Annotated in this window: 23 protein-coding genes; 16 read left to right on the top strand and 7 right to left on the bottom strand. The window is 39.9% G+C overall.

Translation table 11 applies throughout. The annotated features are described in order from the left end of the window. Positions 1-239 precede the first annotated feature (239 nt). From BLR86_RS13640 to BLR86_RS13610, 7 genes are all read left to right on the top strand, one after another. Positions 240-743, top strand: a complete 504-nt coding sequence (locus tag BLR86_RS13640; RefSeq protein ID WP_090762290.1) for an Lrp/AsnC family transcriptional regulator — start codon at positions 240-242, stop codon at positions 741-743. Next, positions 743-1,951, top strand: coding sequence for an aminotransferase (locus BLR86_RS13635; protein ID WP_090762324.1), 1,209 nt, complete (start codon positions 743-745; stop codon positions 1,949-1,951). The genes BLR86_RS13640 and BLR86_RS13635 overlap by 1 nt, the downstream gene beginning before the upstream one ends. Before the next feature lie 166 nt (positions 1,952-2,117). Continuing rightward, on the top strand, positions 2,118-3,029 hold the full coding sequence (locus BLR86_RS13630) for a DMT family transporter (RefSeq protein WP_090762288.1): 912 nt from the start codon (positions 2,118-2,120) through the stop codon (positions 3,027-3,029). A gap of 105 nt (positions 3,030-3,134) precedes the next feature. After that, positions 3,135-3,890 carry an SPOR domain-containing protein gene (locus BLR86_RS13625; RefSeq protein ID WP_090762286.1) on the top strand — a complete coding sequence of 252 codons (756 nt, stop codon included), beginning with the start codon at positions 3,135-3,137 and terminating at the stop codon, positions 3,888-3,890. A 154-nt stretch (positions 3,891-4,044) separates the two neighbouring features. Continuing rightward, positions 4,045-5,274 carry an ATP-binding protein gene (locus tag BLR86_RS13620; RefSeq protein ID WP_090762284.1) on the top strand — a complete coding sequence of 410 codons (1,230 nt, stop codon included), beginning with the start codon at positions 4,045-4,047 and terminating at the stop codon, positions 5,272-5,274. A gap of 67 nt (positions 5,275-5,341) precedes the next feature. Then, positions 5,342-5,992, top strand: coding sequence for an MOSC domain-containing protein (locus tag BLR86_RS13615; RefSeq protein ID WP_254782328.1), 651 nt, complete (start codon positions 5,342-5,344; stop codon positions 5,990-5,992). A gap of 702 nt (positions 5,993-6,694) precedes the next feature. Continuing rightward, positions 6,695-7,675, top strand: coding sequence for a glycerophosphodiester phosphodiesterase family protein (locus tag BLR86_RS13610; RefSeq protein WP_090762281.1), 981 nt, complete (start codon positions 6,695-6,697; stop codon positions 7,673-7,675). A gap of 24 nt (positions 7,676-7,699) precedes the next feature. Here BLR86_RS13610 and BLR86_RS13605 read toward each other — a convergent pair whose 3' ends face one another. Further along, a complete protein-coding gene (locus BLR86_RS13605) occupies positions 7,700-8,755 on the bottom strand; it encodes an NAD(P)/FAD-dependent oxidoreductase (protein WP_090762279.1) in 1,056 nt (351 codons plus the stop codon). Between the two features lie 307 nt (positions 8,756-9,062). Between BLR86_RS13605 and BLR86_RS13600 the strand changes: the two genes are divergently transcribed. The 4 genes from BLR86_RS13600 (at position 9,063) to BLR86_RS13585 (ending at position 12,866) form a co-directional block, all read left to right on the top strand. After that, positions 9,063-9,908 carry an ABC transporter ATP-binding protein gene (locus tag BLR86_RS13600; RefSeq protein ID WP_090762277.1) on the top strand — a complete coding sequence of 282 codons (846 nt, stop codon included), beginning with the start codon at positions 9,063-9,065 and terminating at the stop codon, positions 9,906-9,908. Next, positions 9,859-10,782 carry an iron-hydroxamate ABC transporter substrate-binding protein gene (locus BLR86_RS13595; RefSeq protein ID WP_090762275.1) on the top strand — a complete coding sequence of 308 codons (924 nt, stop codon included), beginning with the start codon at positions 9,859-9,861 and terminating at the stop codon, positions 10,780-10,782. Before BLR86_RS13600 ends, BLR86_RS13595 begins: the two co-directional genes overlap by 50 nt. A gap of 69 nt (positions 10,783-10,851) precedes the next feature. Next, positions 10,852-11,862, top strand: a complete 1,011-nt coding sequence (locus BLR86_RS13590) for a FecCD family ABC transporter permease (protein WP_090762273.1) — start codon at positions 10,852-10,854, stop codon at positions 11,860-11,862. After that, a complete protein-coding gene (locus tag BLR86_RS13585; protein ID WP_090762271.1) occupies positions 11,859-12,866 on the top strand; it encodes a FecCD family ABC transporter permease in 1,008 nt (335 codons plus the stop codon). Before BLR86_RS13590 ends, BLR86_RS13585 begins: the two co-directional genes overlap by 4 nt. A 34-nt stretch (positions 12,867-12,900) precedes the next feature. On the opposite strand, the gene BLR86_RS13580 is transcribed toward BLR86_RS13585, so the two are convergent. Continuing rightward, complete coding sequence (locus BLR86_RS13580) at positions 12,901-13,236, bottom strand: zinc ribbon domain-containing protein YjdM (RefSeq protein WP_090762269.1); 336 nt, start codon at positions 13,234-13,236, stop codon at positions 12,901-12,903. 261 nt (positions 13,237-13,497) lie between these two features. Here BLR86_RS13580 and BLR86_RS13575 point away from each other — a divergent pair, with 261 nt between their 5' ends. The 3 genes from BLR86_RS13575 (at position 13,498) to BLR86_RS13565 (ending at position 16,180) form a co-directional block, all read left to right on the top strand. Then, positions 13,498-14,097 carry an NADPH-dependent FMN reductase gene (locus tag BLR86_RS13575; RefSeq protein WP_090762267.1) on the top strand — a complete coding sequence of 200 codons (600 nt, stop codon included), beginning with the start codon at positions 13,498-13,500 and terminating at the stop codon, positions 14,095-14,097. A 277-nt stretch (positions 14,098-14,374) separates the two neighbouring features. Continuing rightward, positions 14,375-15,703 carry a gluconate:H+ symporter gene (locus BLR86_RS13570; RefSeq protein WP_090762265.1) on the top strand — a complete coding sequence of 443 codons (1,329 nt, stop codon included), beginning with the start codon at positions 14,375-14,377 and terminating at the stop codon, positions 15,701-15,703. A gap of 132 nt (positions 15,704-15,835) precedes the next feature. Next, entirely contained in the window at positions 15,836-16,180 is a 345-nt protein-coding gene (locus BLR86_RS13565) for a hypothetical protein (RefSeq protein WP_175492890.1), read from the top strand. Positions 16,181-16,189: 9 nt separating this feature from the next. Here BLR86_RS13565 and BLR86_RS13560 read toward each other — a convergent pair whose 3' ends face one another. Both BLR86_RS13560 and purU read right to left on the bottom strand, forming a co-directional pair. Beyond that, positions 16,190-16,612 carry a response regulator transcription factor gene (locus BLR86_RS13560; protein WP_090762263.1) on the bottom strand — a complete coding sequence of 141 codons (423 nt, stop codon included), beginning with the start codon at positions 16,610-16,612 and terminating at the stop codon, positions 16,190-16,192. 99 nt (positions 16,613-16,711) lie between these two features. Then, entirely contained in the window at positions 16,712-17,611 is a 900-nt protein-coding gene (purU, locus tag BLR86_RS13555) for a formyltetrahydrofolate deformylase (RefSeq protein WP_090762261.1), read from the bottom strand. 165 nt (positions 17,612-17,776) lie between these two features. Between purU and BLR86_RS13550 the strand changes: the two genes are divergently transcribed. Further along, complete coding sequence (locus BLR86_RS13550; RefSeq protein ID WP_090762260.1) at positions 17,777-18,256, top strand: GNAT family N-acetyltransferase; 480 nt, start codon at positions 17,777-17,779, stop codon at positions 18,254-18,256. A 47-nt stretch (positions 18,257-18,303) separates the two neighbouring features. Here the strand turns inward: BLR86_RS13550 and BLR86_RS13545 are convergent, their stop codons facing one another. Together BLR86_RS13545 and galE are read right to left on the bottom strand one after the other, a co-directional pair. Further along, positions 18,304-20,397: an EAL domain-containing protein gene (locus tag BLR86_RS13545; protein WP_090762258.1), complete on the bottom strand. Its 2,094-nt coding sequence runs from the start codon at positions 20,395-20,397 to the stop codon at positions 18,304-18,306. 274 nt (positions 20,398-20,671) lie between these two features. After that, positions 20,672-21,643 (bottom strand): UDP-glucose 4-epimerase GalE, encoded by a 972-nt coding sequence (gene galE, locus BLR86_RS13540; RefSeq protein ID WP_090762256.1) that lies wholly within the window; start codon positions 21,641-21,643, stop codon positions 20,672-20,674. A gap of 216 nt (positions 21,644-21,859) precedes the next feature. Here galE and BLR86_RS13535 point away from each other — a divergent pair, with 216 nt between their 5' ends. After that, positions 21,860-23,992 carry an ABC transporter permease subunit gene (locus BLR86_RS13535; RefSeq protein WP_090762254.1) on the top strand — a complete coding sequence of 711 codons (2,133 nt, stop codon included), beginning with the start codon at positions 21,860-21,862 and terminating at the stop codon, positions 23,990-23,992. A gap of 219 nt (positions 23,993-24,211) precedes the next feature. On the opposite strand, the gene BLR86_RS13530 is transcribed toward BLR86_RS13535, so the two are convergent. Further along, positions 24,212-25,528, bottom strand: a complete 1,317-nt coding sequence (locus BLR86_RS13530; RefSeq protein ID WP_254782327.1) for a helix-turn-helix transcriptional regulator — start codon at positions 25,526-25,528, stop codon at positions 24,212-24,214. Positions 25,529-25,733 lie beyond the last annotated feature (205 nt).

Raw genomic sequence — 25,733 nt, 5'->3', positions numbered from 1 at the left:
ACACGAAAAAAGATTAGGGAATGTTCAAAAACATCCCTAATCTTTTTAATTTTTATTGCGGTAAATTTAGATTGCCTATATTTTCAGCAGTCTCCTAACCAGCAACCTTTTTTATAAAGTAATAACTGTCCACCTGGGGTGGACAGTGTCCACGAGCGGTGACAGGCACCACGTATTTAAATTATTCAAACAATGATGTATGATATGTATTATTAGTTTAGGAATGAGAGGGATGTAGGATGAAGTTGTCTGGTGAGGAGCTCGAGGTGTTGCAGATTCTTGAGGAGAGTCATAGGATTCCTGTTGAGGATATTGCCTTGATGGTGAATTCGACTGTGGAGGATGTTAATGCGCTCATTAAGAAGCTAGAGGATGAGAAAGTGATTGTTAGTTACCCGGCTTTGATTGATTGGAGCAAGGTAGCTGGCAAGGATAGTATTGTGGCGATGATTGAGGTTAAGGTGACACCCAAACGCGGGGTTGGCTTTGACGAAGTGGCGGAAAGAATTTATCGCTTTCCAGAAGTGACTTCCTTATACCTCATGTCTGGTGCCTATGATTTATCAATCACCATTGAAGGAAAAACGATGTCGGAGATCGCTCGTTTTGTTTCTGAAAAGCTGTCAACCATCGATAATGTCATTTCCACAACCACACATTTCATGTTAAAAAAATATAAACATGATGGCGTTATTTTTGGAGAAAACAATGATCGCGATCGTCGAATGGTGGTTTCACCATGATGAAGGAACACCAACACTATTTATCTGAAATGGTGAAGGAACTTAAACCTTCTGGAATAAGGAAGTTTTTTGACCTAGCAGCCTCCATGAAAGGCGTCATTTCCCTAGGAGTCGGTGAACCAGACTTTATCACACCTTGGAGTATCCGGGAAGCAGCCATTCTATCGCTAGAAGAAGGCTTTACATCGTATACAGCAAATCCAGGTTTGCTTGAACTAAGACAGGAAATCTCCTTCTACTTAAATAAGCGATTCGGAATCCAGTATAATCCGGTCGATCAAATCATTGTGACGGTCGGTGCCAGCCAAGCAATTGATCTCACCTTCCGTGCGATTTTAAACCCTGGGGACGAGGTATTAATTATTGAACCCGCCTTCGTTTCCTACGCACCGTTAGTCACGTTAGCCGGCGGCAAGCCAATACCCGTTTCAACACACCCAAGCAATGGCTTTAAGCTTACACCTGAACAAATTGAAAACGCGATTACCAGTCGTACCAAGGCAATTTTATTATGTTCCCCAAATAATCCAACGGGAACTTATCTAAATAAAGAAGAGCTGACAAATATTGCTGCTGTGGTCGAAAAACATGACCTGCTCGTCGTCTCTGATGAAATCTATGCAGAATTAACCTATGATGAAGACTATACTAGCTTTGCCTCGATTGAAGGAATGTACGAACGGACCATCTTAGTCAACGGCTTCTCAAAAGGATTTGCGATGACGGGCTGGAGATTAGGTTACTTAGCTGCCCCAGCATCATTTACGGAGCAAATGGTGAAAATTTTACAATATACTACCATGTGTGCGTCACATATGCTCCAGCACGGTGCAATTGAGGCACTAAGAAATACGTATCACGAAGTGGAAAGCATGAGAAGAAGTTATCGCAGGAGACGGAATTACATTGTTCAATCTTTAAATAACATTGGTTTGGACTGCCACACGCCAGGTGGTGCTTTCTACGTCTTCCCTTCTATTATAAAAACAGGGTTGACCTCTGAACAATTTGCGGAAGAGCTTTTATTAGCTGAAAAAGTAGCCGTAGTACCAGGAAGTGCTTTTGGAGAGAGCGGCGAAGGCTATGTCAGATGCTCCTATGCCACTTCTCTGGAACAACTCCAAGAGGCAATAAAACGAATCAAACGGTTTGTCGATTCATTAGAAAATAGCAAGGTTCAAGTCGAAGAACTGTATACAAAAAAGTAGCAGGAGAACGTCAATCCCCTCACACCCGGGGTTTGGCGTTTTTCATTTGGTTAATATTTGCATTAGCAACAATATTTACATAAGGAACCTTCGTTCTCTCTAAACCAAAATAATATGTTAAAATTCATTGATGGAAATTTAGTTAAGAAAAGAGGATAAAGAAAAGATGTCACAGCAGGAAAGTTCCAGATCAATTGTCTTACCACTCACGATTTCAATTATAGCCATATCGTTCTCAGCGATTTTTGTAAAATGGTCCGATGCGCCCGCTTCGATTTTAAGTATGTATCGGATGCTGTTAGCTAGCCTTTTAATGCTGCCCATCGTCTGGAAGTACCGTGCGGAATTTACAAAAATCACAACAAAAGATTGGGTGTTTTTATTTTTTTCAGGTCTGTTTCTAGCCCTGCATTTTGTTCTTTGGTTTGGTTCCCTAAAATTAACGACCGTTGCCAGTTCCACAATCATCCTTGCCCTGCAGCCAATTGTTTCATTGGTTGGCGGATACTTTCTCTTTAAAGAACGGACAACGACCCCAGCATTGATGACGATGGGCATAGCGATTATTGGCGCAATGATGATTGGCTGGGGAGATTTAGCCTTAAGTCAGGACGCTATTTTTGGTGACATTCTCTCATTTTTAAGTGTCATTGCTGTCGTTGGCTACTTGCTGATCGGCCAACGTATTGTAAAAAAAGTATCTCATTGGATTTATAGCTTTTGTGTGTTTTTCATTGCTACGATTATTCTATCAATTTATAACCTAAGCACCAGTGTAGCTTTTAACGGCTACCCTGCCGAGGAATGGGGAATTTTCTTATTACTGGCAACCGTTCCAACGATCAGTCATATCATCAATAACTGGCTTCTAAACTATGTGAATGCAACCACCATTTCAATGAGTATATTAGGTGAACCTGTTGGTGCTTCGATCCTGGCAGTCATTTTACTAAATGAGCATTTAGTAAACTGGCAAATCGCAGGTGGAATGCTCGTACTCCTTGGTGTCTTTTTCTTTTTAATGCAACAGCAAAAAAGAATTCATTTTAAGGGCAGAACCGCTAAAAGTGGAACCTAAGAAACCTCCAACTGGGGGTTTCTTTTTGAATTAGCAGGCTATTGTCTACCGTAAAATGTTTCTTTTACATAACATAGAATGAAACTGACAAATGGAGGTGTTTAAATGTACAAAGTATTTGCCGGGTCCTTCAAATCAAGGGAAAATGCACAGGAGCGCATAGGCTTCCTTCGGTCAAAAGGAATTCAATCCTTTATCGTTGCGACGGTCATCTCAGGTGAAACCTGGTTTCGGGTGCAGGTAGGTGCCTTCTCCATTCGGGAAAATGCAGAACAACGGGTAACTGATATCAAGGGAAGCACAGGAATAAATGCCTTTATACTAGCAGAAAATGTGAACAGCCCAACTCCAACTCCAAGCCCTGGGCCTATTGACCTAAATCCAACTTCAATTTTAGGTCCTACCCAGCTATCCGCTGAAAAAATGAACACATATGTAAGATCAATTAACCCAAATGCGCCATTACTAGGGGATTTTTACAAAAAACTGGGAGAGTATTATGGAATTAGAGGTGACGTGGCCTTTGCACAAGCGATGCACGAAACAGGCTATTTTCGGTTTACAGGTGACGTGAGAAATGGGCAGCACAATTTCGCTGGAATTGGAGCAACAGGTGGTGGATCACGTGGTGCAAGCTTCCCTACACGGGAGGAAGGTGTTCTTGCACATCTCCAGCATTTGTATGCTTATGCTACTAATTCACCCTTGCCTAATCGATACCCACTGGTTGACCCGCGCTTTCGACTTGTAAATAGAGGCTCTGCGACAACCTGGACCGCTTTAAACGGAAAATGGGCTGTACCTGGTACTAGCTACGGACAATCTATCCTGAATTTGTATAAAAGAATGTCAGAATTTTAATTTCATAGATGGTCATTAGAAAAGCAAAAAGCAGCTGGCTTTTTGCCTTTTATCGGTTTATAGTAAAAATGTTTCACTAGTGCTATTTCTCTACTAATTCCGTATTCTTTCGTGTTATTATTAAGGAAAATTAAGTAAATTTGAGGGCAAACGGATGAATAAATCGGGACAAACTACGCTGGTATTAATATCGGTATTATTTTCAATTTTTCAAGCCATTGTGGAGCATGATCATTTTTTTACAATAGACTTTCTTATTTTTACAACGATTGCTTGGGTGGTTGGCTGGCAATACGACCGGACACGTTACTATGGGAAACAAGCACGTGCTAGTGAAGAAAGCTATAAACAATTAATCGATTCATTACCTAAAGCCATTTTTATTCATTACAACAATAAAGTTATTTATGCCAATAAAGCTACTGTTTTCATGCTTGGCGCTGATAGTATGGATGGTTTGATTGGTATATCTCTTTATGACTTTATTTTACCCGAATATCATGAAAGGATGGTTGAACGCCTGAAACAAGTAAAAAAAGGGAAGCGGCCATTAATTAATACGGAATATAAAGCAAAACGATTCGATGGGACGTTTTTTTTCTTTGAAGGCTCTTCCATGTCCATTACCTTTAGAGGAAAAGATGCTGTGCTTTCCATCGGAAAAGACGTTACAGAACGAAAGGAACAAACCGAACAACTCCTGCAAAAGTCTGAAAAGCTGGCTCTACTTGGCCAAATGGCTGCAGGCATTGCTCATGAAATTCGGAACCCGCTTACTTCCATTAAAGGTTTCATACAATTGTTCAAAGTCGAGAAACACCAGGATGAATACTATGATATTGTGTTATCAGAGCTTGATCGTATTAATAACATTGTCGGAGAATTTCTAGTACTCGCCAAACCAACTGCGGCTGTTTTTGCCGAAAAGGATGTCAGGGAATTAATAAAAGATGTTGTGACCTTAATAAATACACAATCCATTTTAAGCAACGTACAAATTTTCGTGGAATTCGAATCTGACTTACCTAAAATTAGCTGCGAGGAAAATCAATTAAAGCAGGTTTTTCTAAATCTACTGAAGAATGCGATAGAATCAATGCCAAGTGGCGGTACCATTGATGTTAAGGTAAAAGAAAAGGAAGAAGGAAAAATTTCTATTCAGATCATCGATCAGGGCATCGGGATTCCAAAGGAAAGAATTCCAACACTCGGTGAACCCTTTTATACTACGAAAGAAAAGGGAACGGGTCTTGGCTTAATGACCTGTTATAAAATTATTGAAAGCCATAATGGAGAATTGTTGATATCCAGCCAGGTAAATGAAGGAACTACAATAGACATCATTTTGCCAACAATCATCCAGCCCGTATTTATCCTATCATAAAATGGAAAAACCCTCGCAAAGGGTTTTTTAAAATTGTAAAATGTACATCAAGGAGGCGAAGAGAGGTTTGAATAGTCGTAAAATCATTTATGTAAGCAAGGGTTTGCCAAAAAATAGTATGTATAAGGATGAATCCTATGTGTCCGGAATTTGGAAAGAACCATGCAATGAAATTTTTGCTGGTTTCGACCAAATAACAGGCGATCAGGTTGCGAACCCAGAGTATCATGGCGGTTCTGATCGAGTCGTTTGTGTATATCCCTTCGAACATTATGCCCATTGGCAAAGTGAGTTTGGCCAAGCCTTAACACCTTCTGCATTTGGAGAAAATCTAATAGTAACGGGGATGACAGAAGACCAGGTTTGTATTGGCGATATCTTTCAGATAGGGGAAGCTGTCCTGCAGGTATCACAAGGGCGGTATCCATGCTCAACGATCAATAAACGCAATCACAATCATCTTCTTTTAAAAAGAATCATTAAAACTGGCTATACAGGATACTTTTTCAGAGTCCTGGAGGAAGGTGTGGTGAAAGCCGATTCGCCAATTAATAAGCTATTTTCACATCCCGAACAAATCACTGTTTCCTCTATCCATCATCTCTACTTCCATGACCCATCGCCGTCCATGGAGATGATTGAAAAAATAGTCGGTGTGAAAGAGTTAGCAGCTCAATGGCGAAAATATCTGCTTGAATTAAAAGATAAACACCTGTAATGAGAAAAGCGCAAGCGCCCTGGTCAGCGGCGTATGGCCTGGAGCGCTCCAACCGAGATAAAGGAAACACGAAGAGCCGGAGGCGATTCGATGTTGACTTATCGTAGGGCGGAGAGCGAAGGACACTAGCCGCTAGGGTGCTGGAGCTAGACAGTAAACTAAATTCAAAAACTTATCCTTATCTTTAGGAAAACTCCCGGGGGAACCTGGGGGTTGTGTGTAACCATCCTAAGAAGCTGTATATCTCCGCTATACGAGAGTAAATCTCGCTATACGAGAGTAAATCTCGCCATACGAGAGTAAATCTCGCCATACGAGAGTAAATTCTGCCATACGAGAGTAAATCTCGCCATACGAGAGTAAATCTCGCCATTCGAGAGTAAATCTCGCCATTCGAGAGTAAATCCTGCCATACGAGAGTAAATCTCGCCATACGAGAGTAAATCTCGCCATTCGAGAGCAAATCCCGCTATCCGCAACTATTCTCCGCTATCCGCAACTAAATCCTGCCATCCGCAACTATTTCTCCCCATCCTGCATTATTTCTCCGCCATCCACTACAAGTGAGAGCCATCACCACTTATCATGAATATCCCATGGTTTCCATGAACGCTGACTTTCAAAACTACTTTATTTTGCGAAACAATCTTGATAAGCTAGAAATATACTTCCCTTAGCAATATAGTCAATTAATAAACGGAGATGTTCATTCTGAAAAAGGCCCTAAAAAGATTCCTTTTATTCATTCTTGTATTGTCCGTATTTATTTTTATTAACAACAGTTCGTTTTTTATGAAGGAACGTGATGGTGACCCTTTGCTTCTTGCGCATCGAGGGCTCGGACAAACCTTTAGTATGGAGGGAATTACCGGTGAAACGTGTACAGCAGAGCGAATTCATACACCTGAACATCCATATTTGGAAAACACCATACCTTCCATGGAAGCTGCCTTTCTTAATGGTGCGGATATAGTTGAATTGGATATTAAGCCGACAAAAGACGGTCATTTTGCTGTTTTTCATGACTGGACACTCGAATGCCGCACAAACTCCGAAGGTACCACAAAGGAATACACAATGGCAGAATTAAAGCTGCTAGATATTGGCTACGGTTACACCGCGGATAAGGGAAAAACCTATCCGTTTCGCGGTAAAGGTGTTGGTCTTATGCCCTCTCTAGATGAAGTATTAACCCCTTTTCCAGACCAATCACTATTAATTCATATTAAGAGTGATGACCCAGAAGAAGGAAAACAACTTGCTCAAGTTTTAGCAGAGCTGCCAGAAAACCGTTTAAAACAATTGACGATTTACGGGGGTGACCAGCCGATTGCCTCCTTGAAAGAAGAACTTCCTGACCTTCGCGTCATGTCAAAGGCTACGTTAAAAAGCTGCCTGCTTCCTTATATCGCGGTCGGTTGGACCGGTTATATCCCAACCTCATGCGAGAAAGCCCAATTGCATATCCCGGAAAAGTTCGCCCCATGGTTATGGGGCTGGCCAAACAAATTTTTAAGTCGGATGGACAGCGTTGATACGCGAGGAATCTTGGTTGCCGGTGACGGAGGATGGTCAGAGGGATTTGATTCCGCGGATGACCTGAAAAGGCTCCCATCCAACTATAACGGCGGAATTTGGACCAATCGGATTGATAAAATTGCTCCCCAATTGAAAACAGAGTGAGGGGGAATCCTTTCCCCCTTGCCATTAAAGCAGCATTTGTTTCACTAATTCCTTGTTACGCTTCTTAAAAAGTTCATTATGGGATGAAACCATGGCGACTTTCGCCGCGTCAGGTTGAATAAATTGTTTGGCTTTATTCACGGCGTTAGCTGCATCTTGGAATGCACCAGCAATCAAATTAATTTTTCCTTCGTACATTAAAATATCACCCGCAGCATACAAGCCCTCGATAGAAGATTCACTTGTCGCATTGCCCTCAACATAATAGTGATCGACCATCGCAATATCCAATTCACTATTTTTCAATAAAGCTGCATCCTGTTCATACCCATGACTAATCACCACTTCATCAATCGGCAAGAAGGAAACCTCACCAGAATCATGATTTGTCAATTCAACGGTCGCAATTTCATCACGGTCGCCATTAGCGATCAATTTGGTAATGGACGTTTGAAAGAAACAGTCGACAGAACTATTCAACAGCTTTGTTGCCTGTGCTTCCTGCCCATGTCCTCCTAAACTCTCTTTGCGATAGGTTAAATACACCTTTTTGGCAACCACTTCGAGCTCGTTTGCCCAATCAACAGCAGAATTGCCGCCGCCTGAAATAATCACGATTTTATCTTTAAATTGTGCAAACGATTTAACCGTATAATGCAAATTGGAGACTTCAAATCTCTCTGCTCCCTCTATTTCCAACTTTTGAGGCTTCAAAATTCCACTGCCAATGGCAACAATCACTGTTTTAGAAAAGTGCAGCTGCCCGGAGGATCCTTTTAAGACAAATATTCCTTCTCCATTCCGTGTAATCGATTCCACTTTTTCTTTCAAGACAACGGTTGGGTTAAAGGTTAATGCTTGCTCCACAAGCTGTTTGATAAGATTTCCTCCTGTGATCGGTGTTAATCCCCCTACATCCCATATCATTTTTTCAGGGTAGACATGAATTTTACCCCCTAATTCCGGCTGAAATTCGATGACCCTTGTTTTCATTTCTCGTAAACCACTATAAAAAGTAGAATAAAGTCCTGCTGGCCCTCCACCAATCACCGTCACATCAAACAAATCATGTTGTTCCATTTACGTTCACTCCTTAACCAATTGTAATTGATTATCATTATCAATAAGGTTAATAGATTCTCTTTCGTTTTACAACACCTATTTTTAAAATTCTATTGCACCTATATTTGACGACTTTTTGACAGACGAAAAATGTACAACAATCCTTGAGAACATAAAGAAATGAGATACGGTTGGTAAACACTATTAAACAATAAAAAAACTTTTCAAAAAATTGTAATTGACAATCATTATCAACCACCTTTATAGTAAGGTCATAACGACAATGATAATCATTATCAATTAATTCTTATTAGGGAGGTTTACAATGGATCGTCTCTTAACAGATGACCTAAGCATTGGCTACGGAGAACGCTTAATTGTCAAAAATCTCAGTATCGAAATACCAGATAAGAAAATCACAACGATCATCGGACCGAATGGCTGTGGAAAATCGACATTATTAAAAGCCATTACAAGAATCATCCCCCACCGTTCTGGGGCCATCCTTCTAGACGGAAAAAATTTAGCAAAGGTAAACACAAAGCTTCTAGCGAAACAAATGGCGATCCTTCCACAAACACCAGAAAGTGCTAGTGGATTAACAGTCGGCGAACTTGTATCCTACGGACGCTTTCCCTATCAAAAAGGTTTTGGCCGCTTAACAAAAAAGGATTATGAAGTAATTGACTGGGCTCTTGAAGTCACAGGAACAATCGATTTTAAGTTTCGCCCAGTAGACGCACTATCAGGCGGACAGCGACAGCGTGTTTGGATTGCGATGGCACTCGCTCAAGAAACGGAAATCATCTTCCTAGACGAACCCACAACTTATTTAGATTTGGCACATCAACTCGAAGTCTTAGAACTTCTGCAAAAATTAAATTATGAACAAGAACGGACGATTGTCATGGTCCTTCATGATTTAAACCAAGCAGCACGATTTGCGGATTATATCATTGCCTTAAAGGACGGGGAAATTGTAAAAGCAGGAAGTTGTGAGGAAGTGATCTGCCATCAAGTGCTGAAAAAAGTATTTAATATTGACGCTGTAATCGGTCACGATCCGCGAACAAAAAAACCAATGTGTGTAACTTACAATCTACTAAAAGGAGAAACAAAACATGAAAAAATTACTTCTGGCTTTTATACTGCTCGCAGTGTTAATTATTAGTGCTTGCGGCACCAAAACTTCAACAAAAGAGGACACAGCTGCACCCGAAGAAAAGAAATCCGAAACGATAACCTACCAATCTGAAAATGGATCAGTTGAAGTTCCAGCTGAGCCAAAACGTGTCATTCTGCTATCTGGCTTCACTGGTAATGTACTAGCCTTAGGTGTCAATGTCGTCGGTGTCGATGTGTGGTCAAAGAATAACCCCACTTTTGAAAAAGAAATGAAAGATGTTGAAGAAGTATCTGATCAAGACCTAGAAAAAATTATCGAACTAGAACCAGACTTAATTATTGGTCTATCAAACATTAAAAATATAGATAAGTTGAGCGAAATTGCTCCTACTGTTACCTACACATGGGGAAAAGTGGATTATCTAACACAACACTTAGAAATTGGAAAACTAGTAAATAAAGAAAAAGAAGCTCAAGCATGGATTGACGAATTCAAGAAAGAAGCTGAAAGTGCAGGTGAAGAAATTCGCGCTAAAATTGGTGAGGATGCTACTGTTTCTGTAATGGAAAGCTTTGGTAAGGATCTCTATGTTTTCGGCAGCAACTGGGCACGTGGAACAGAAATACTTTATCAAGCAATGAATTTAAAAATGCCTGAGAAAGTAAAAGAAGTTGCAGAGGGAGCAGGCTATTTTGCTTTATCTGCCGAAGTTATTCCAGAGTATGCTGGAGATTATGTCATTTTAAGTAAATACTCAGATGCGGATACTTCCTTCCAAGAAACAGAAACCTATAAGAATATACCTGCGGTTAAAAACAAACGTGTTTTTGAAATGAATGGTCAAGGTGCTTCTTTCAGTGATCCAGTCACACTTGAAAAACAGCTTGCGTTTTTCAAAAAATCATTTCTAGGAAACTAGTTTTTCAAGAGGGACTCTACTAATCTTAAATCCCTCTCCCTATTCTATCAAAGAAAAGATGAGAGACGTATGACAAACGAAAAACAGCGTTCTATTCCTTTTGTTTACAAATTGCTAATCGGTATTCTTATTTTCGTTGGAATGTTTGTTGTTTCCATGATTATGGGAGCTGTTGATATCACCCTACGAGATGTATGGTTGGCACTTTTTTCTGATACTAAAGGTGAAAATATATTAATCATCCGAGAAATCCGTTTACCACGTGAAGTTGCGGCCATTGTCGTCGGAGCCGCGCTTTCAGTCTCTGGGGCAATTATGCAAGGAATCACTAGAAATCCGCTTGCTGATCCTGGCATACTTGGTTTAACAGCAGGAGCAAATGCAGCATTAGCGATGGTCATTGCCTTTATCCCAGCAGCGAATTATTTCAGCATTACCATTGCCTGCTTTATTGGGGCTGCCGCTGGAACCACCATAGTTTTCGGCATGGGAGCGATGAAAAAAGGCGGGTTTTCCCCATTAAGAATTGTATTAGCAGGGGCAGCTGTTTCTGCCTTTTTATATGCGATTGCTGAAGGAATTGGCATTTATTTTAAAATATCAAAAAATACCTCGATGTGGACGGCTGGCGGAATGGCAGGGACTACTTGGGATCAGCTTAAAGTCATTGTTCCGTTCATCCTTCTGGGGTTATTGGTCGCTCTTTTTCTCTCAAGACAGCTAACCATTCTTAGCTTAAATGAAGAAGTGGCCGTTGGATTAGGTCAAAATACAACGATGATAAAGTGTTTTCTTTTCATTGCGATTATTTTATTAGCGGGTGCTTCCGTTGCCCTTATCGGTAATATGGTATTCATCGGCTTAATGGTTCCCCATGTTGTTCGGGCAATTGTCGGCACCGATTATCGTTTTATTATCCCAATGTCGGCTATTTCCGGAGCCACGTTTATGCTTTTTGCCGATACCATTGGCCGGACCATTAACGCACCATTTGAAACACCTGTCGCCGCTATTGTTGCAACACTGGGGTTACCTTTCTTCCTAGTGATTGTCCGTAAAGGAGGCAAAGCATTCTCATGATCCAGCCCTCTTTACTTAGAAAACAAAAAATGATTTTAACTATTTTATTCGCACTAATTATCATTACGATCGTTATCGGCTTGTGTTTAGGATACTCTTCTCTATCCTTTAATCGTTTAGTTCCAACTATGCTTGGACAAGGTACATTCAAAGAGGAATTCGTGTTGTTTTCGGTTCGACTGCCACGAATGACCATTACACTTCTTGCGGGTATGGCCCTTGCCTTATCCGGCGCCATTTTACAAGGAATTACCCGTAATGATTTAGCAGACCCTGGGATTATTGGGATTAATTCTGGTGCAGGTGTCGCGGTTACCATATTCTTTTTATTTTTCCCAATTGATTCAGGTTCGTTTACCTACATGATTCCAGTTGTTGCTTTTGTCGGGGCTATGTTGACAGCTATCCTCCTCTATTTATTTGCGTATAGCAAAACTGAGGGACTGCAGCCTGTTCGATTAGTGTTAATTGGGGTAGGTTTTTCAATGGCGCTCTCAGGAGCAATGATTGTGCTGATTTCTTCTGCTGAACGAGCTAAAGTAGATTTTATTGCCAAATGGCTGGCAGGGAATATTTGGGGAACAGATTGGCCGTTTATTTGGGCACTTCTCCCTTGGTTCATTGTTCTTCTTCCTTTTACCTTATACAAAGCCAATCGGTTAAACCTTCTTGGTCTTAGTGAACCAGCAGCCATCGGCCTGGGCGTTTCAATTGAAAAAGAACGAATCATCTTACTCATGACAGCCGTTGCCCTGGCAGCTTCTGCCGTTTCGGTTACAGGTGGTATTTCCTTTATCGGATTGATGGCTCCCCATATGGCAAAGGCGCTAGTTGGACCAAGAAATCAATTATTTATTCCGATTGCTGTTCTCATTGGAGGCTGGCTCTTAGTGTTTGCAGACACAATCGGACGTAATCTCATGGGCTCCGCTGAGATCCCCGCCGGAATAATGGTCGCTTTAATCGGAGCTCCGTATTTTATATTTTTATTATTGAAAAAGTAAGGCGCTACCCTGTGAAATCAGGGAGCGCCACTTTTTATATTTTTTTGACATATTCTGATTTTAGACTCATTGCCCCAAAACCATCAATTTTGCAATCGATATTATGATCTCCATCTACCAACCGAATACTTTTTACTTTGGTTCCTTGCTTTAACGTGGATGAACTTCCTTTTACTTTAAGATCCTTGATAACCGTTACCGCATCACCATCGTTTAAAATATTACCATTTGCATCTTTAACAACTTTTTCGTCTTCGGTGGCTGCAGCTTCTAAACTCCATTCATGACCGCACTCCGGACAAATCATTAGACTTCCATCTTCATATGTATATTCAGAATGACATTTTGGACAATTTGGCAAAGTAGACATACTTTAGTTCCTCCATTCGTTCCTATTCTGTATATATTGTGGCATAGTCCTATCAAACAGACAAGCCTCTCAAAGATTCGAAAAGATTAAACGAAATTTTTAAATTGAGAATTTAAATAGTATTAATTACTTGACATGGTTTAAAATCTATATTATATTTATCTCGAATTAAAAATAAGTTAATTGAATATATTTTAATTCAGACAATTAAAAATCAAAAAGCCTATATAGATTCAAAAATAACAACAAGGGGTGTACAGCATGGGTTTTTTAAACAAATTATTTGGTAATTCCACTAAGGAGGAAGAAACAATGACAAATCCAAAATTAAAAATCGGTATCATCTTAGGAAGCACACGTGATGGACGTGTAAGTCCACAAGTAGGCGAATGGGTTAAAGGAATCGCTGACCAACGTGGAGATGCAGATTATGAAATCGTTGATATCGCAGATTTCAAACTGCCATTCTTAGGCACTACTGATGGGTCAGAACCAGGAATCGCTGCTTGGAATCAAAAACTTGCTAGTTTAGATGGATTCGTATTCGTTGTTCAAGAATACAACCACAGCATTACAGGCGCTTTAAAAAATGCTCTTGATTTTGCACGTGAAGCTTGGTACAACAAAGCTGCTGGTATCGTAAGCTATGGTTCAACTGGTGGAGCTCGTGCGGCTGAACACTTACGTGGAATTTGTGGAGAATTAAAAATTGCTGATGTTCGCACACATCCAACATTGTCATTATTCACAGACTTTGAAAACGGATCTGTATTCAAACCAGCTGATTTACACCAAACGAATATGACTGCTATGCTTGACGAAGTAAACGCTTGGAGCGGAGCATTAAAAACAATTAGATAATATTTAGTGGACCCCGACTACAACTGTCGGGGTCATTTTTGTTCCCCTTAAGCCATCAGTGGGCTGGGTAAAATGACAATACAACGCTTTCAAAAAACTATTGACGAACATATTTTGAACATGTTATCCTTCTTAAGGATGATTAGTTTGTTCAGTGAACAAACTAATTAATAGTAAAGTGTAAACCCTTACCCCCTTTTACTTATTGCTCAATTCTTTATTTTAGGTAAGCGATGTCAATATTACTATTACACCTAGAAAATCAGGAGGAATCAACATGGAAAATTATTTACCAATTATTTGGGTTGCCCTTGGGGTTGCCTTGCTACTCTTCTTAAACATGAAAGTAAAACTTAACAGTATGCTTGCTCTTTTAATCTCTGCTATTTTTGTAGGGATTGCAAACGGGTTGACATTACCTGATGTCATTGCATCCATAAAAGCCGGATTTGGAGGCACGCTCGGAAGCCTCGCCCTCATCATCGGTTTCGGTGCCATACTCGGTAAATTGATGGTCGATTCAGGTGCGGCTCAACGTGTTGCAACAACACTTTTAAACAAATTCGGTGAAAAGTATGTTGAATGGGCGATTCTACTTGTCGGAGCCATCTTCGGTATTTCCGTGTTTTATGAAGTTGCCTTTATTATTTTAGCTCCACTTGTTGTAAGTATTGCTGTTGAAGCGAAAACACCGTTTTTACGTCTTGGGATGACAATGGTTGCTGCTGCTACCATGGCTCATAGTATCTTCCCGCCACAGCCTGGCCCGGTAGCATTAGTTGATGCATATGGTGCGGATATGGGTATGGTTTATATCTTAGGTCTTGTGGTTGTAATTCCTGCTGTCATTTGTGCCGGTATTATTTTACCAAGATTATTACGTAACTTGGACCGCCCAGTACCTCCTTTATTAAAAAAGGAAAAGGAATTCACGGAAGCAGAAATGCCATCCTTTGCAGTAAGTTTACTTGTTCCATTAACACCTGCCATCATTATTACTGCTGCAACGATTATTAATTATTTTATTGAAAAAGGTTCAACTATTTATCAAATTGTAAACTTCTTCGGAAGTGCAGAAATTAGTATGATTCTAGCTGTTTTAGTGGCTATTTATGTGTTTGGTATTCGTGTTGGACGGACTATGTCAGACACCATGAAATCATTCTCTGGTGCGATTGAAGGAATTGCCATGATCGTCTTTATCGTTGGTTCTGGCGGTGCTTTTAAACAAATCATTTTAGACTCTGGTGTTGGTAACGCCATCGCGTCGTTAATGCAAAATTCAAGTGTTTCACCATTAATCATGGCTTGGTTTATCACTGCCCTAATACGTATTGCAACAGGTACGGGTGTGGTATCTGCAATTACAGCTGCAGGTATCGTTGGTCCGCTTATGCATACCTTCGATGTAAACCCTGTTCTAATGGTATTAGCAACTGCAGCAGGTAGTAATACGATTACACATGTGAACGACGCTTCCTTCTGGTTATTCAAAGAATACTTTGGATTATCGATTAAAGAGACGTTCAAAACATGGGGTCTTCTGTTATTCGTAAACTCAATTGTTGGTCTTGGAATCGTTTTACTTCTAAGCTTGTTTATCTAAGATAAAAAGCGCCATAGTCTAAATCAGACTGTGACGCTTTTTTGTTTTTTCCAATTTGTCCAAGCCTCATTCTCAAGTATGCATACCTTATTTTTAGAGATAAATTAGTTATGTTGAAAGGAGAATGGACAAGTGTCAAAAGTTATCCATATGAATCTTAGAGTTGACCCAACTCAATATATTCCGCAGATTCGCGATATTCCTGGCTATGATTATATCCATTTGGTCAGGCAGCCTAAATATATGGTCAATCTTCCTCTTCTCAACGAGAAGGTTCACTACTATAGTGAGATATTTTCACCAGAAAAATATGTAAAAAAGAACAAAGTATCGCTCATCCATGCACACCATGGGCAATTAGGGCTTTTACTACTCCCATTTAAGGAAGAAACCCGTCTAACTTTGAAACTCAAGGTAAGGACCGATCACATATCCAGAGACTGTGACCAGTCCTTTTTTAATTGGACTTGGCTTTAACATCATCCTTTAAGGGTTAATAATTCCTTGCTCCTTGGCCTTAAACACAGCTTTATGCCTTCCCGTCACATCTAATTTAGAATAGATAGTGGAAATATAATTCTTCACAGTCCCTTCTGTTAAGAAAAATTTCCGGGCGATCTCACGGTTGGTTAATCCATTTGATAGTTCGCTTAATACCTCCATTTCTCGATCCGTAAGGCCAAAATTGTTTTTTGCAGTTTTCTCTTCTTTTTCCGGATTAAACGGTTGAATCCACTGCGTTATTAATTGCTTGGCAATTTCTTGTGTAATCAGTGTTCCACCATGATGCACGAGTCTGATTCCGGCTGCAAGATCTTTAGGATGTATCGCTTTTAATAAATATCCTTCTGCACCAGCAGCCAACGCCTCTCTAACATATCCAAGTTCTTCAAAGGTGGTTAAAATCATCACTTTAACACTCCTGTTACAAATTCAAGTAATCTATGAACAGGAAAGAGGATGACTTCAAATTGAAATCATCCTCTTTTTATAGCAATCTCAAAACCTTTAAAAAACAATCGTTTTATTTTGATGGACAATAATCCGGTCCTCGATATGCCACTTTACCGCTCGGGCCAGTACACTTCTTTCCACTCTACGGCCAATTTTCTTCAGATTGTCGACATCATTACGATGATCAACGCGGGCAATATCCTGTTCAATAATCGGACCTTCATCAAGATCATTGGTTACATAATGGGAGGTTGCCCCAATTAGCTTCACACCACGGGCATGCGCACGTTCATACGGTCTTGCGCCCACAAAAGCTGGTAAGAAGGAGTGGTGAATATTAATGATTTTGTTAGGATTTGCAGCCACAAAATCAGGCGTTAAAATCTGCATATACCGCGCCAAAATCACCAAATCAATCTCATGCTCTGTTAACAGTTGCAGCTGCTGGGCTTCAACTTGTCTCCGGATATCTTTATTTGCAGGAATGTAATAAAACGGGATATTCAATCCTTCCACCGCATCCCTTGCATCTTCATGGTTGCTGATAACAAGCGCAATCTCAGCCATTAAATCACCGCTTTGCCATTCCCATAATAGCTCGAGCAGACAGTGAAGTTCCTTCGATACAAAAATAGCAGCCTTTTTCACCTGATACACATGGGTTAATTTCCACTCCATTGAAAACTTCTCAGCAATACCAGCAAACTGCTCCTCCATATTCTTCGCCTTTTCCTTGAGACCAGGGCATTCGAATTCAATCCGAATAAAAAATACTCCGCCTTCCGGATTGGTTGAATATTGACTGGATTCGATGATATTGGCTTGATACGAAAACAAAAAATTTGAGATCGTTGATACAATACCAGGTTGATCGGCGCAGCTGACTAATAAACGTCCGCGATTCTGATTTACTTTCTGAAAAGATTCAATTTGTTCTTTAATATATGAATTCATCGTCATACCCTCTTTTTTATTATTAGAAAAGATTATACAGGAGCCAGACCTTATTAGCTAAATATTTTTCGAAAATTCCCGAAATTCGATTTTCCAAACAGAAAATGGTAAGATTTTTACAAAAAGGTGGTCTCCCTTTAAAGCTAGAAAGGAGGGGTTAAAAATATGCAGTTAGTTGTAAAAAATATGAATGAAGAATTGGCAAAGCAAATCCTCACTTGGAAATACGTATCACCCTATGATTTTTATAATAATGAAGAAAGCTCTGAATCTCTTAAGGAATTGCTAGAGAACCCCTATTATGCAGTATTGAATCAAAACAATGAACTGGTTGACTTTTTTTGTATTGGAAAATCTGCACAAGTTCCGTTTGGTTCCACTGTTGGTGCCTACTCCGAAGAAATAATCGATATCGGGATTGGACTGAATCCTTCTTTAGCTGGCCAAGGTTTTGGTGCTGCATTCTTCTCGTTCATCCTTTCCTATATCCAAGAAAACTTTAAGAGTGATTCCATCCGATTAACCGTCGCATCATTTAATAAAAGAGCCATTCATCTATATACAAAACTCGGATTTCTGCCAAAAATGAAGTTTAATAAAGAATCAACTGAATTTATTACAATGGTAAAGAATTTAATAGTATAAGTAACGGCCGTTGACAAATGGTCAACGGCCGCTTTATTCGACTAGTATTATTGAAATTTCCCCTGAATTCCCCGCTGTTCAGGCGTAAAAAACGTCTCGACCAATTCCACCTTAGCCGGTCTGCTAAAATAGTAACCTTGCATGTTGTGGCAGCCAATACTGCATAAGAACTGATATTGTTCCACCTCTTCTACTCCCTCTGCTACCACATTCATCCCTAGGTTTCTTCCCATGGCGACTAATGTTCGACAAACGGATCGTTGATTTTTGTTGTCTAACCTTTCGATAAAAGATTTATCAATTTTAATCGTATTAAATGGATATTGGACAAGGTAACTAATCGAGGAATAGCCAACCCCAAAATCATCAAGAATAATATCGACACCAACATCCTGTAATTCATTTATCGTATTCAAGGTACTCTGAACATTGGTCATAGCTGTTCTTTCTGTGATCTCAATCTTTAACAAGTTGGCTGGAAGTTGATACCGCTCTAGGTTTTCTTTTACACTTCCCAAAAATGACTCAAGATTAATTTGTCTTGCTGGCACATTGATCGATACATAAAAAGGCGGTAACTTCATATCCAGCCATTGCTTACGTTGTTTGCAGGCAGTTTCCAGCACCCAGTTTCCTAATTTTATGATCAAATCTGACTCTTCGGCAATCTCAATAAACTCTCCCGGTGACACCGCACCCAAAACAGGATGATTCCAGCGAAGGAGTGCTTCTAACCCGATCACTTGCTTACCGTAAACATCAACAATCGGCTGGTAATCCAAATACAATTCATTCTTTTCAATGGCTTTATGTAAATATTGTTCAAGCAGCAGCTTTCTGGAAAGACTTTTGGACATTCCCGCTTCATAGGGCCGAATTCCGCCTCCACTTTCCTTCGCTAAGTACATCGCATGGTCTGCTTTTTGAAGTAATCCTTCAGACTCAATACCGTGATCAGGAAAGATACTCAACCCTATACTGGCACTTAGTACATAGTCATTTCCTTGCAGTTTAATCGGTTCCGCGATGATCCTATTAATCCTAGCGGCTGCTTCCTCAAGGTCCGCTCTAGTCGTCATGTTTTTTAGTAGAATGACAAACTCATCTCCGCCTTGACGGGAAATAAGATCATCATATCTCAAACTGTCCCTCAATCGTTCAGCGATCACCTGTAACACTTTATCCCCCATTTTATGGCCAAGGGAGTCATTGATATTTTTAAATCGGTCAAGATCCAAGAATAAGATCCCTACCAACGTTTTCTTTTCTTTTGCTTCTGTTAATGCTTTATGGAGCTCATGATCCAATTTTCGTCTATTTGGCAGACCCGTTAATGTATCATGGTAAGCTAAATAAGTTAACTTTTCCTCTGCCTTTTTCCGCTTGGTTATATCTACTACTATTCGATCAATCCTAAGCGGCTCCTTTGTATAATCAGAAAAAATTGGAACGATAAAATCAGAGACCCATTTATGGTCACCGTTTTTCGTAACAATCCGGTATTCATGAAGTGAGGATTCCCCCTTCCTCACCAACTCCATATGCCTTAAGGCGCCTTTTTTATCTACGGGCAAAATAAGTTGCTCCCATAAATATGGTTCCTTAAGGAACTCCTCTTCACTATATCCAAAAATGGTTTGACATACTGGCGAAATGGAAATGTTTTTCATTGTTGTTGCCTCCAATGACCACAAACAAATCTCAATACCGGTGAAAATATTATCCCAATTACTTGGAATAGACTGCGAAGTATGATGCTTTTCGTTTTCGACTTCCGTAATATAGCCGCAAATTCCAAGAATCACACCATTTATTTCAATTGGAATCGACTGAATTTCCACATTTAATAGATTCCCGTTCCGATGTTTTAGCTTTGTTTGATAGCTCAACCTATCGCCTTTAAGCACAGCATTAATATGCTCGATTGTCCTGCCAATTTCCTCTTCTGCCAACATCGAAACAAAATTCCGCTGATACTCATCATGCCGCGAATAACCAGTAACTTCTTGGGCAGCTTCATTTGAAAAAACAAGACTGCCTTCCAGATTCATCAAAAAACAAGGTAGTGGCACACCCGAAAGTAAAGGCTTACAAATTTCGATAAAAGAACTCATTTCTGGCTTTTTGGTCTCATTTCTCAAAAGAAAGCTCCTTTCCACGAACACTGAGAATCAAACACCTTTCCTACTAATGAGACCATATCCTAAAATCAAAAAAATGACTGTGATAGATATCAACAAAATCAGACATTTTTTTCATCCTATAACCAGTAATTAAAAATGCCACAACCCTTTTGGAGAAACGAACCTTTGTCACTATCCTAGAAAGTATTTTGTCGTGAAAGGTCAGTTTTTCCGGACAGAAAAGGTCAAAAAACCCCCTTGTCTTTCATGAGAAGACAAGGGGGGTATTTTACTAATATTGTTGCTGATTATGCCATTTCCATGCGTCGGCAATTATCTGTTCTAAATCCCGCTCAGCTTTCCAGCCTAATTCACTGTAAATCTTCTGTGATGAAGCCACAAGTCTGGCTGGATCGCCTGCACGTCGCTCGGCCATTTCAACATTTGCCTTAACCCCGGTTACTCGTTCACATGTATCAATGACCTCTTTTACCGAAAACCCGAGACCATTTCCTAAATTATAGATCTCATTCCGTTTCTTCTCTGTCAATAATGCCTCCAGGGCAAGGATATGAGCGCTGGCTAAATCGGTTACGTGAATGTAATCCCGGATGCAAGTTCCATCTGCTGTATCATAATCAGATCCAAATACAGCAACCTTTTCACGTTGACCTAATAACTGCTGAAGGATAATCGGTATTAAATGCGTTTCAGGATCATGGCTTTCACCAATTTTAGAAGATCCATGTGCACCTGCTGCATTAAAATAACGCAGTACCACATAGCGCAACCCATAGGCGGAAGCAAAATCAGCAAGCATTTGTTCAATCATTAATTTGGAGTGGCCATAAGGATTGATGGGAGCTGTTACGGTTTGTTCATCAATGATTTCAACAGTTGGTATCCCGTATGTAGCGGCAGTAGATGAAAAAATAAAGTTTTTCACATTGTTTTTCATCATTACGTTTAAAAGAGTTAACGTTGCCGCGACATTATTTTGATAGTACTTTAGTGGATCCACAACGGACTCACCCACCAAGCTAAAAGCAGCAAAATGCATAACAGCCTTGATCGGATAACTAGAAAAGATCATTTGCAGATCTTCTTCATTTCCAAGGTCACCCTTAACAAAAATCGCCCTGTGATCAATCGCTTCACGATGACCGGTAGACAAATTATCTAATACAATAACCTCTTCTTTTTCTACTAATTCCTTAACAAGATGACTGCCAATATAACCAGCACCACCAACAACAAGAATCATAGTCATTTCCCCTTATGTAAGATATTTAACCCTAATGATTATTTTATCACATTTAGTATAACAATTTCTAAACCACTTACGTCCAAATTCTATACGTTGAAATAAATGGAAATTGTTTAAGTTGAAGGGATTGAAAATTTAGAATATAATTTCTTTTATGACACTGCTATCATTATTCAAAAGTAATAAATATTAGAGACAAATTGGGGTGATACTATGAAGCTTGTTAGATTGATTACATATTACTTACTAGGGATGATTTCCATTTTTTTCGTGAGTATTTTTCCACACTATTTTTCTACTAGAGGAGTCCCAGATTCTCAAGGCTACTTCGAGCAATTAATCACTTTTGGTCAAGACTTGTTTAAACCTGAATCGTGGATTTATAAAATGGAAGTTTCAAAAGCAGGCGGGGCTCCCATGATGGAGATTATGTGGCCGGCATTTATTTATTCCATGCAGATTTTAGCAGGGGCACTATCAATCGGTTTTATTGTGGCGATACTCTTGGCACTAGGATCAGCCTTCTTACCTGCGTTCGTGCTTCGACCGATAAAAAAGGTGCTTGATGTTTTGGAATCCGTACCAGACTTAATTGTCGCCACCCTCTTACAAGTGTTATCTATTTATATCTTTAAGAAATTTGGCGTTGATTTATTTAGTGTTGCCAGCTTTAAAGAAAAAGCTTATTTTGCACCAATCGTCACATTGGCTATTTTGCCGCTGGTGTCGATGTTCAAGATTCTTTTGCTCATGATCGAGGAAGAATTTTTAAAGGTATATGTCACTTTTGCAAAAAGTAAGGGGATTAACAAATTAAGGATTTTAATCAGTCATGTGATAAAAAATATCATGCCCATTTCGTTTCATCATATGAAGATTATTATTTGGGGAACGCTATCTAGTCAATTTATTATTGAACGGATTTTTAATGTCCACGGGCTGACGCACTATTTACTTGAGAACTTCCAACCGATCACCGTATTTGTTACACTCGCCCTTATTTTCACACCATTTTACCTCTTATTTCAATTAATCGATATTTGGCTAAAAGAAGAACAGCCATTATCGTACGAAAAAAAGCGAGGTTCCTCGTGGCATAAATGGCGGCTGCGAACTATCTTGGGATGGTCAAAGCGTTCGACTGAAAACATCCTTTATACCATTAAATCTATCAATCTTCGAAAATTATCGCCATTTCGTCCAATTGTCTCTTTTCTATTTTTATTTGGCGGCCACATGAAAAATTGGAAGTTTGCACTTGGAGCTTTATTTTTTATTTTAGCCATCAGTTACAGTGTGATTTATTCGGTAACTACCGATAATCATGTCGATCAAGTCCGGCTTCATTATTCAGAAGACGGTGTAACACTACTTGGTGCGGCGCCGCATGCACCAACCGAACCATTTTTCTTTGGTTCTGACAAGTTAGGATACAGTCTCTTTGACCAATTAGTAATTGGTGCAAAGTATACGTTAATCTTTGCCTTGTTAATTGCGTTGTTGCGTGTCGCGAGCGGGCTATTATTTGGTGTCTTTTACGCCTTTCACCTAGGACCACGCACCCAGCATTGGCTTGGAAAACTGGTAGATTCCATTCATTTTCTGCCGTTAAGTTTAATTGCCTACATCTTACTCGCACCGATTTTAATGCCGGCATTTACGGGTTTTGGCTATGATTTTACCTACTCCTTTATCGAACGTATTTTATTGGAAATGTTCATCTTAACCATCCTGGTCGTTCCGTTAACAACGGTTTTATTAGGCAAGGAGATAAAGCGTGTTCTCGACTATGAATTTATTGCCAGTGCGCGCGTTTTAGGGGGCAGTAAATTTCATCTGTTTTGGCGTCACATCTTCCCGCATATCGGACCGCGGTTAACGATTTTACTCGGGACTCAATTTATTCAAGTCCTGTTAATCTTTATCCATTTAGGGATTTTTAACTTCTTCTTTGGAGGAACAAAACTGTCATTTGACCCAATGGGGGGAGATCCGCCAACCTCTATGACACAAGAATGGTCAGGATTAGTCGGACAAGTCGGACGCACGGCTATCGGTGCCGGAAGATACTGGTACTTATGGATATTGGTTGCGTTCATGATCTCAATCTTTGCTATGCAGCTCATTATTCAAGGGGTGAAAGAGGTGCAGCAAGTAAAAGTCGGTGTTTTATACAAACTTCCAAAAGCGCGTAACCGGAGAGCGGCTGCAAATGCCGGTGATCTTCTAGACTATCAACTAACGAAGGATAGTTTTAAAGTAATGAACCCTGAACCTAGAAGTAATCGCAAAATGGAAAAAGGCTTTAAAATAACATTTAAGCAAAAAATTGAACGATTAATGTAAAAAGCGGAAGCGCCCTGGTTAGCCGCAGCGATTCCTATGTTTGGGCTTCATGGATGTTACATGAGGCCCATTTCCTATTGCGATTTCTGTTTTTGGGCTTCATGGACGTTTCATGAGACCCATCTCCTATCGCAATTCCTGTTTTTGGGCTTCATGATCGGTTAATGAGGCCCATTTCCCCTGATGGCCTATATGTTGGGCTTCATGAAAACCATCCATCTACGAATTCTCTAAATTTTTATAAACATCATTCGCAAATTCCTTGAAAGGTGAATCGGGTAAGGTCCCGAAATGATTCAAAGCTACTTGGGCAGCTTGAAGAGCTTCTTCCCTTTCTCCTAGTTCCCAGTGGCAAAGTGCTTTATAGGGATATCGAATATAATAAAGTGCCAAATCAAACGGATGGTGCGTGGTAGCTGCAGTCTCTACCATTTCAAAATAAGAAAGTGCTTCTGAAAATTGTCCCAGTCCAAATAGGGCTTTTCCTTTTTCCAATTGGTACAAATCCTCCACAACTTCCTCCATCTTTGGTGCCGCTAAGTATTGGTTTACAATGTCAAGTGCCTTAGAATAATCCTGCTTCACATTAATTAACGACATAACCACGATGAGATCGTGAATAAGAATGGAGGGTAAATCATCCGCAAATTCTCCGTATTGTTTTAGCTTCCGCAAATACAACTCCAACTGTTCTTCATTTTTAAACATAAGTGCCTGTCCTGCACCAAGTCGGTATAAATCATTAATCCGATAAAAGATTCGGTGCTCTTTTGAAAAATCAATCGCACTTTCCATCACCTGGCTGGCAGCCGCATTATCGCCAATTGCAAAATGCAAAATCGCTTCATGGTAATCAAGGTCAACGCGCGACATCGGGTCGATGTAGACATGGTTCAATTCAATCTCGGTACGCTCTCTTACCAGTAGGTCTAATGCATTGGAATAATCATGTTTAATAAAGTTTACCATTGACCTAAAAATCGTCATTTGCGCACGCCTAGCTGTCAGATTCATCTGGTCATACATGGTTGCGGCTTGGTCAGCGTAGGCCTCCCAGCCAGCTATTTTTTCCTCGTATAAACTGCGGCTATAGATATCCAGCAAGCGCGCAGACTCATAGCCTTGTGTAAGGTTTTCTTTAAAAGGTTCAATCAGCGTTAGTAGTTCATTGTAAGAGTCGGCAGACTTTTGATTATATAATTTCTCTGCTTTTTCAAGGACCTCCCTTAACTCCTGCGTGCTGATTTCCTCTAGTAGTTCGGTTACTTCAACCCCGAGCCCCTCAGCAATATATCCTAAGCTCTCCATGGAGGGCTTCGCTTTATTGTTCTCGATTAAGCTAAGCATCCCTTTTGTAAGGCCATCCCCTGCCAATGCTTCAAGCGTCAACTTTTTCTGCTTCCGTAATTTACGTATTCGGTCACCTAACATGAATAGAGCAGCTCCTCCAAAAATCTTCATTTGTTTAATTATATTAAACATACCCGTGATTTGGAAGATGCAAACATTATTAATTGTTACCGTAATTCTACTCATCTACTTTTATGGGCACTATCCTTACATTATTGTTACCGTAATACTCCTTCTCTTTTACGGGCATAATCCTCACATTATTGTTACCCTAACTCCACTCCTGCGCTTTTTACGGGTACAATCATCCTGCTTTTTAAAAAATGTTTAATTTAATTAAACTAACCTATTGATTTGGTAAAAACTTCATGTTATGATTTGTTTAATTAAA

The organism is Bacillus sp. OK048, from assembly GCF_900103525.1.
In the GTDB taxonomy this organism is placed as follows: domain Bacteria; phylum Bacillota; class Bacilli; order Bacillales; family Cytobacillaceae; genus Neobacillus.
Note: the sequence above shows the minus strand (reverse complement) of the source record. Positions and strands in the feature narration are given on the sequence as shown.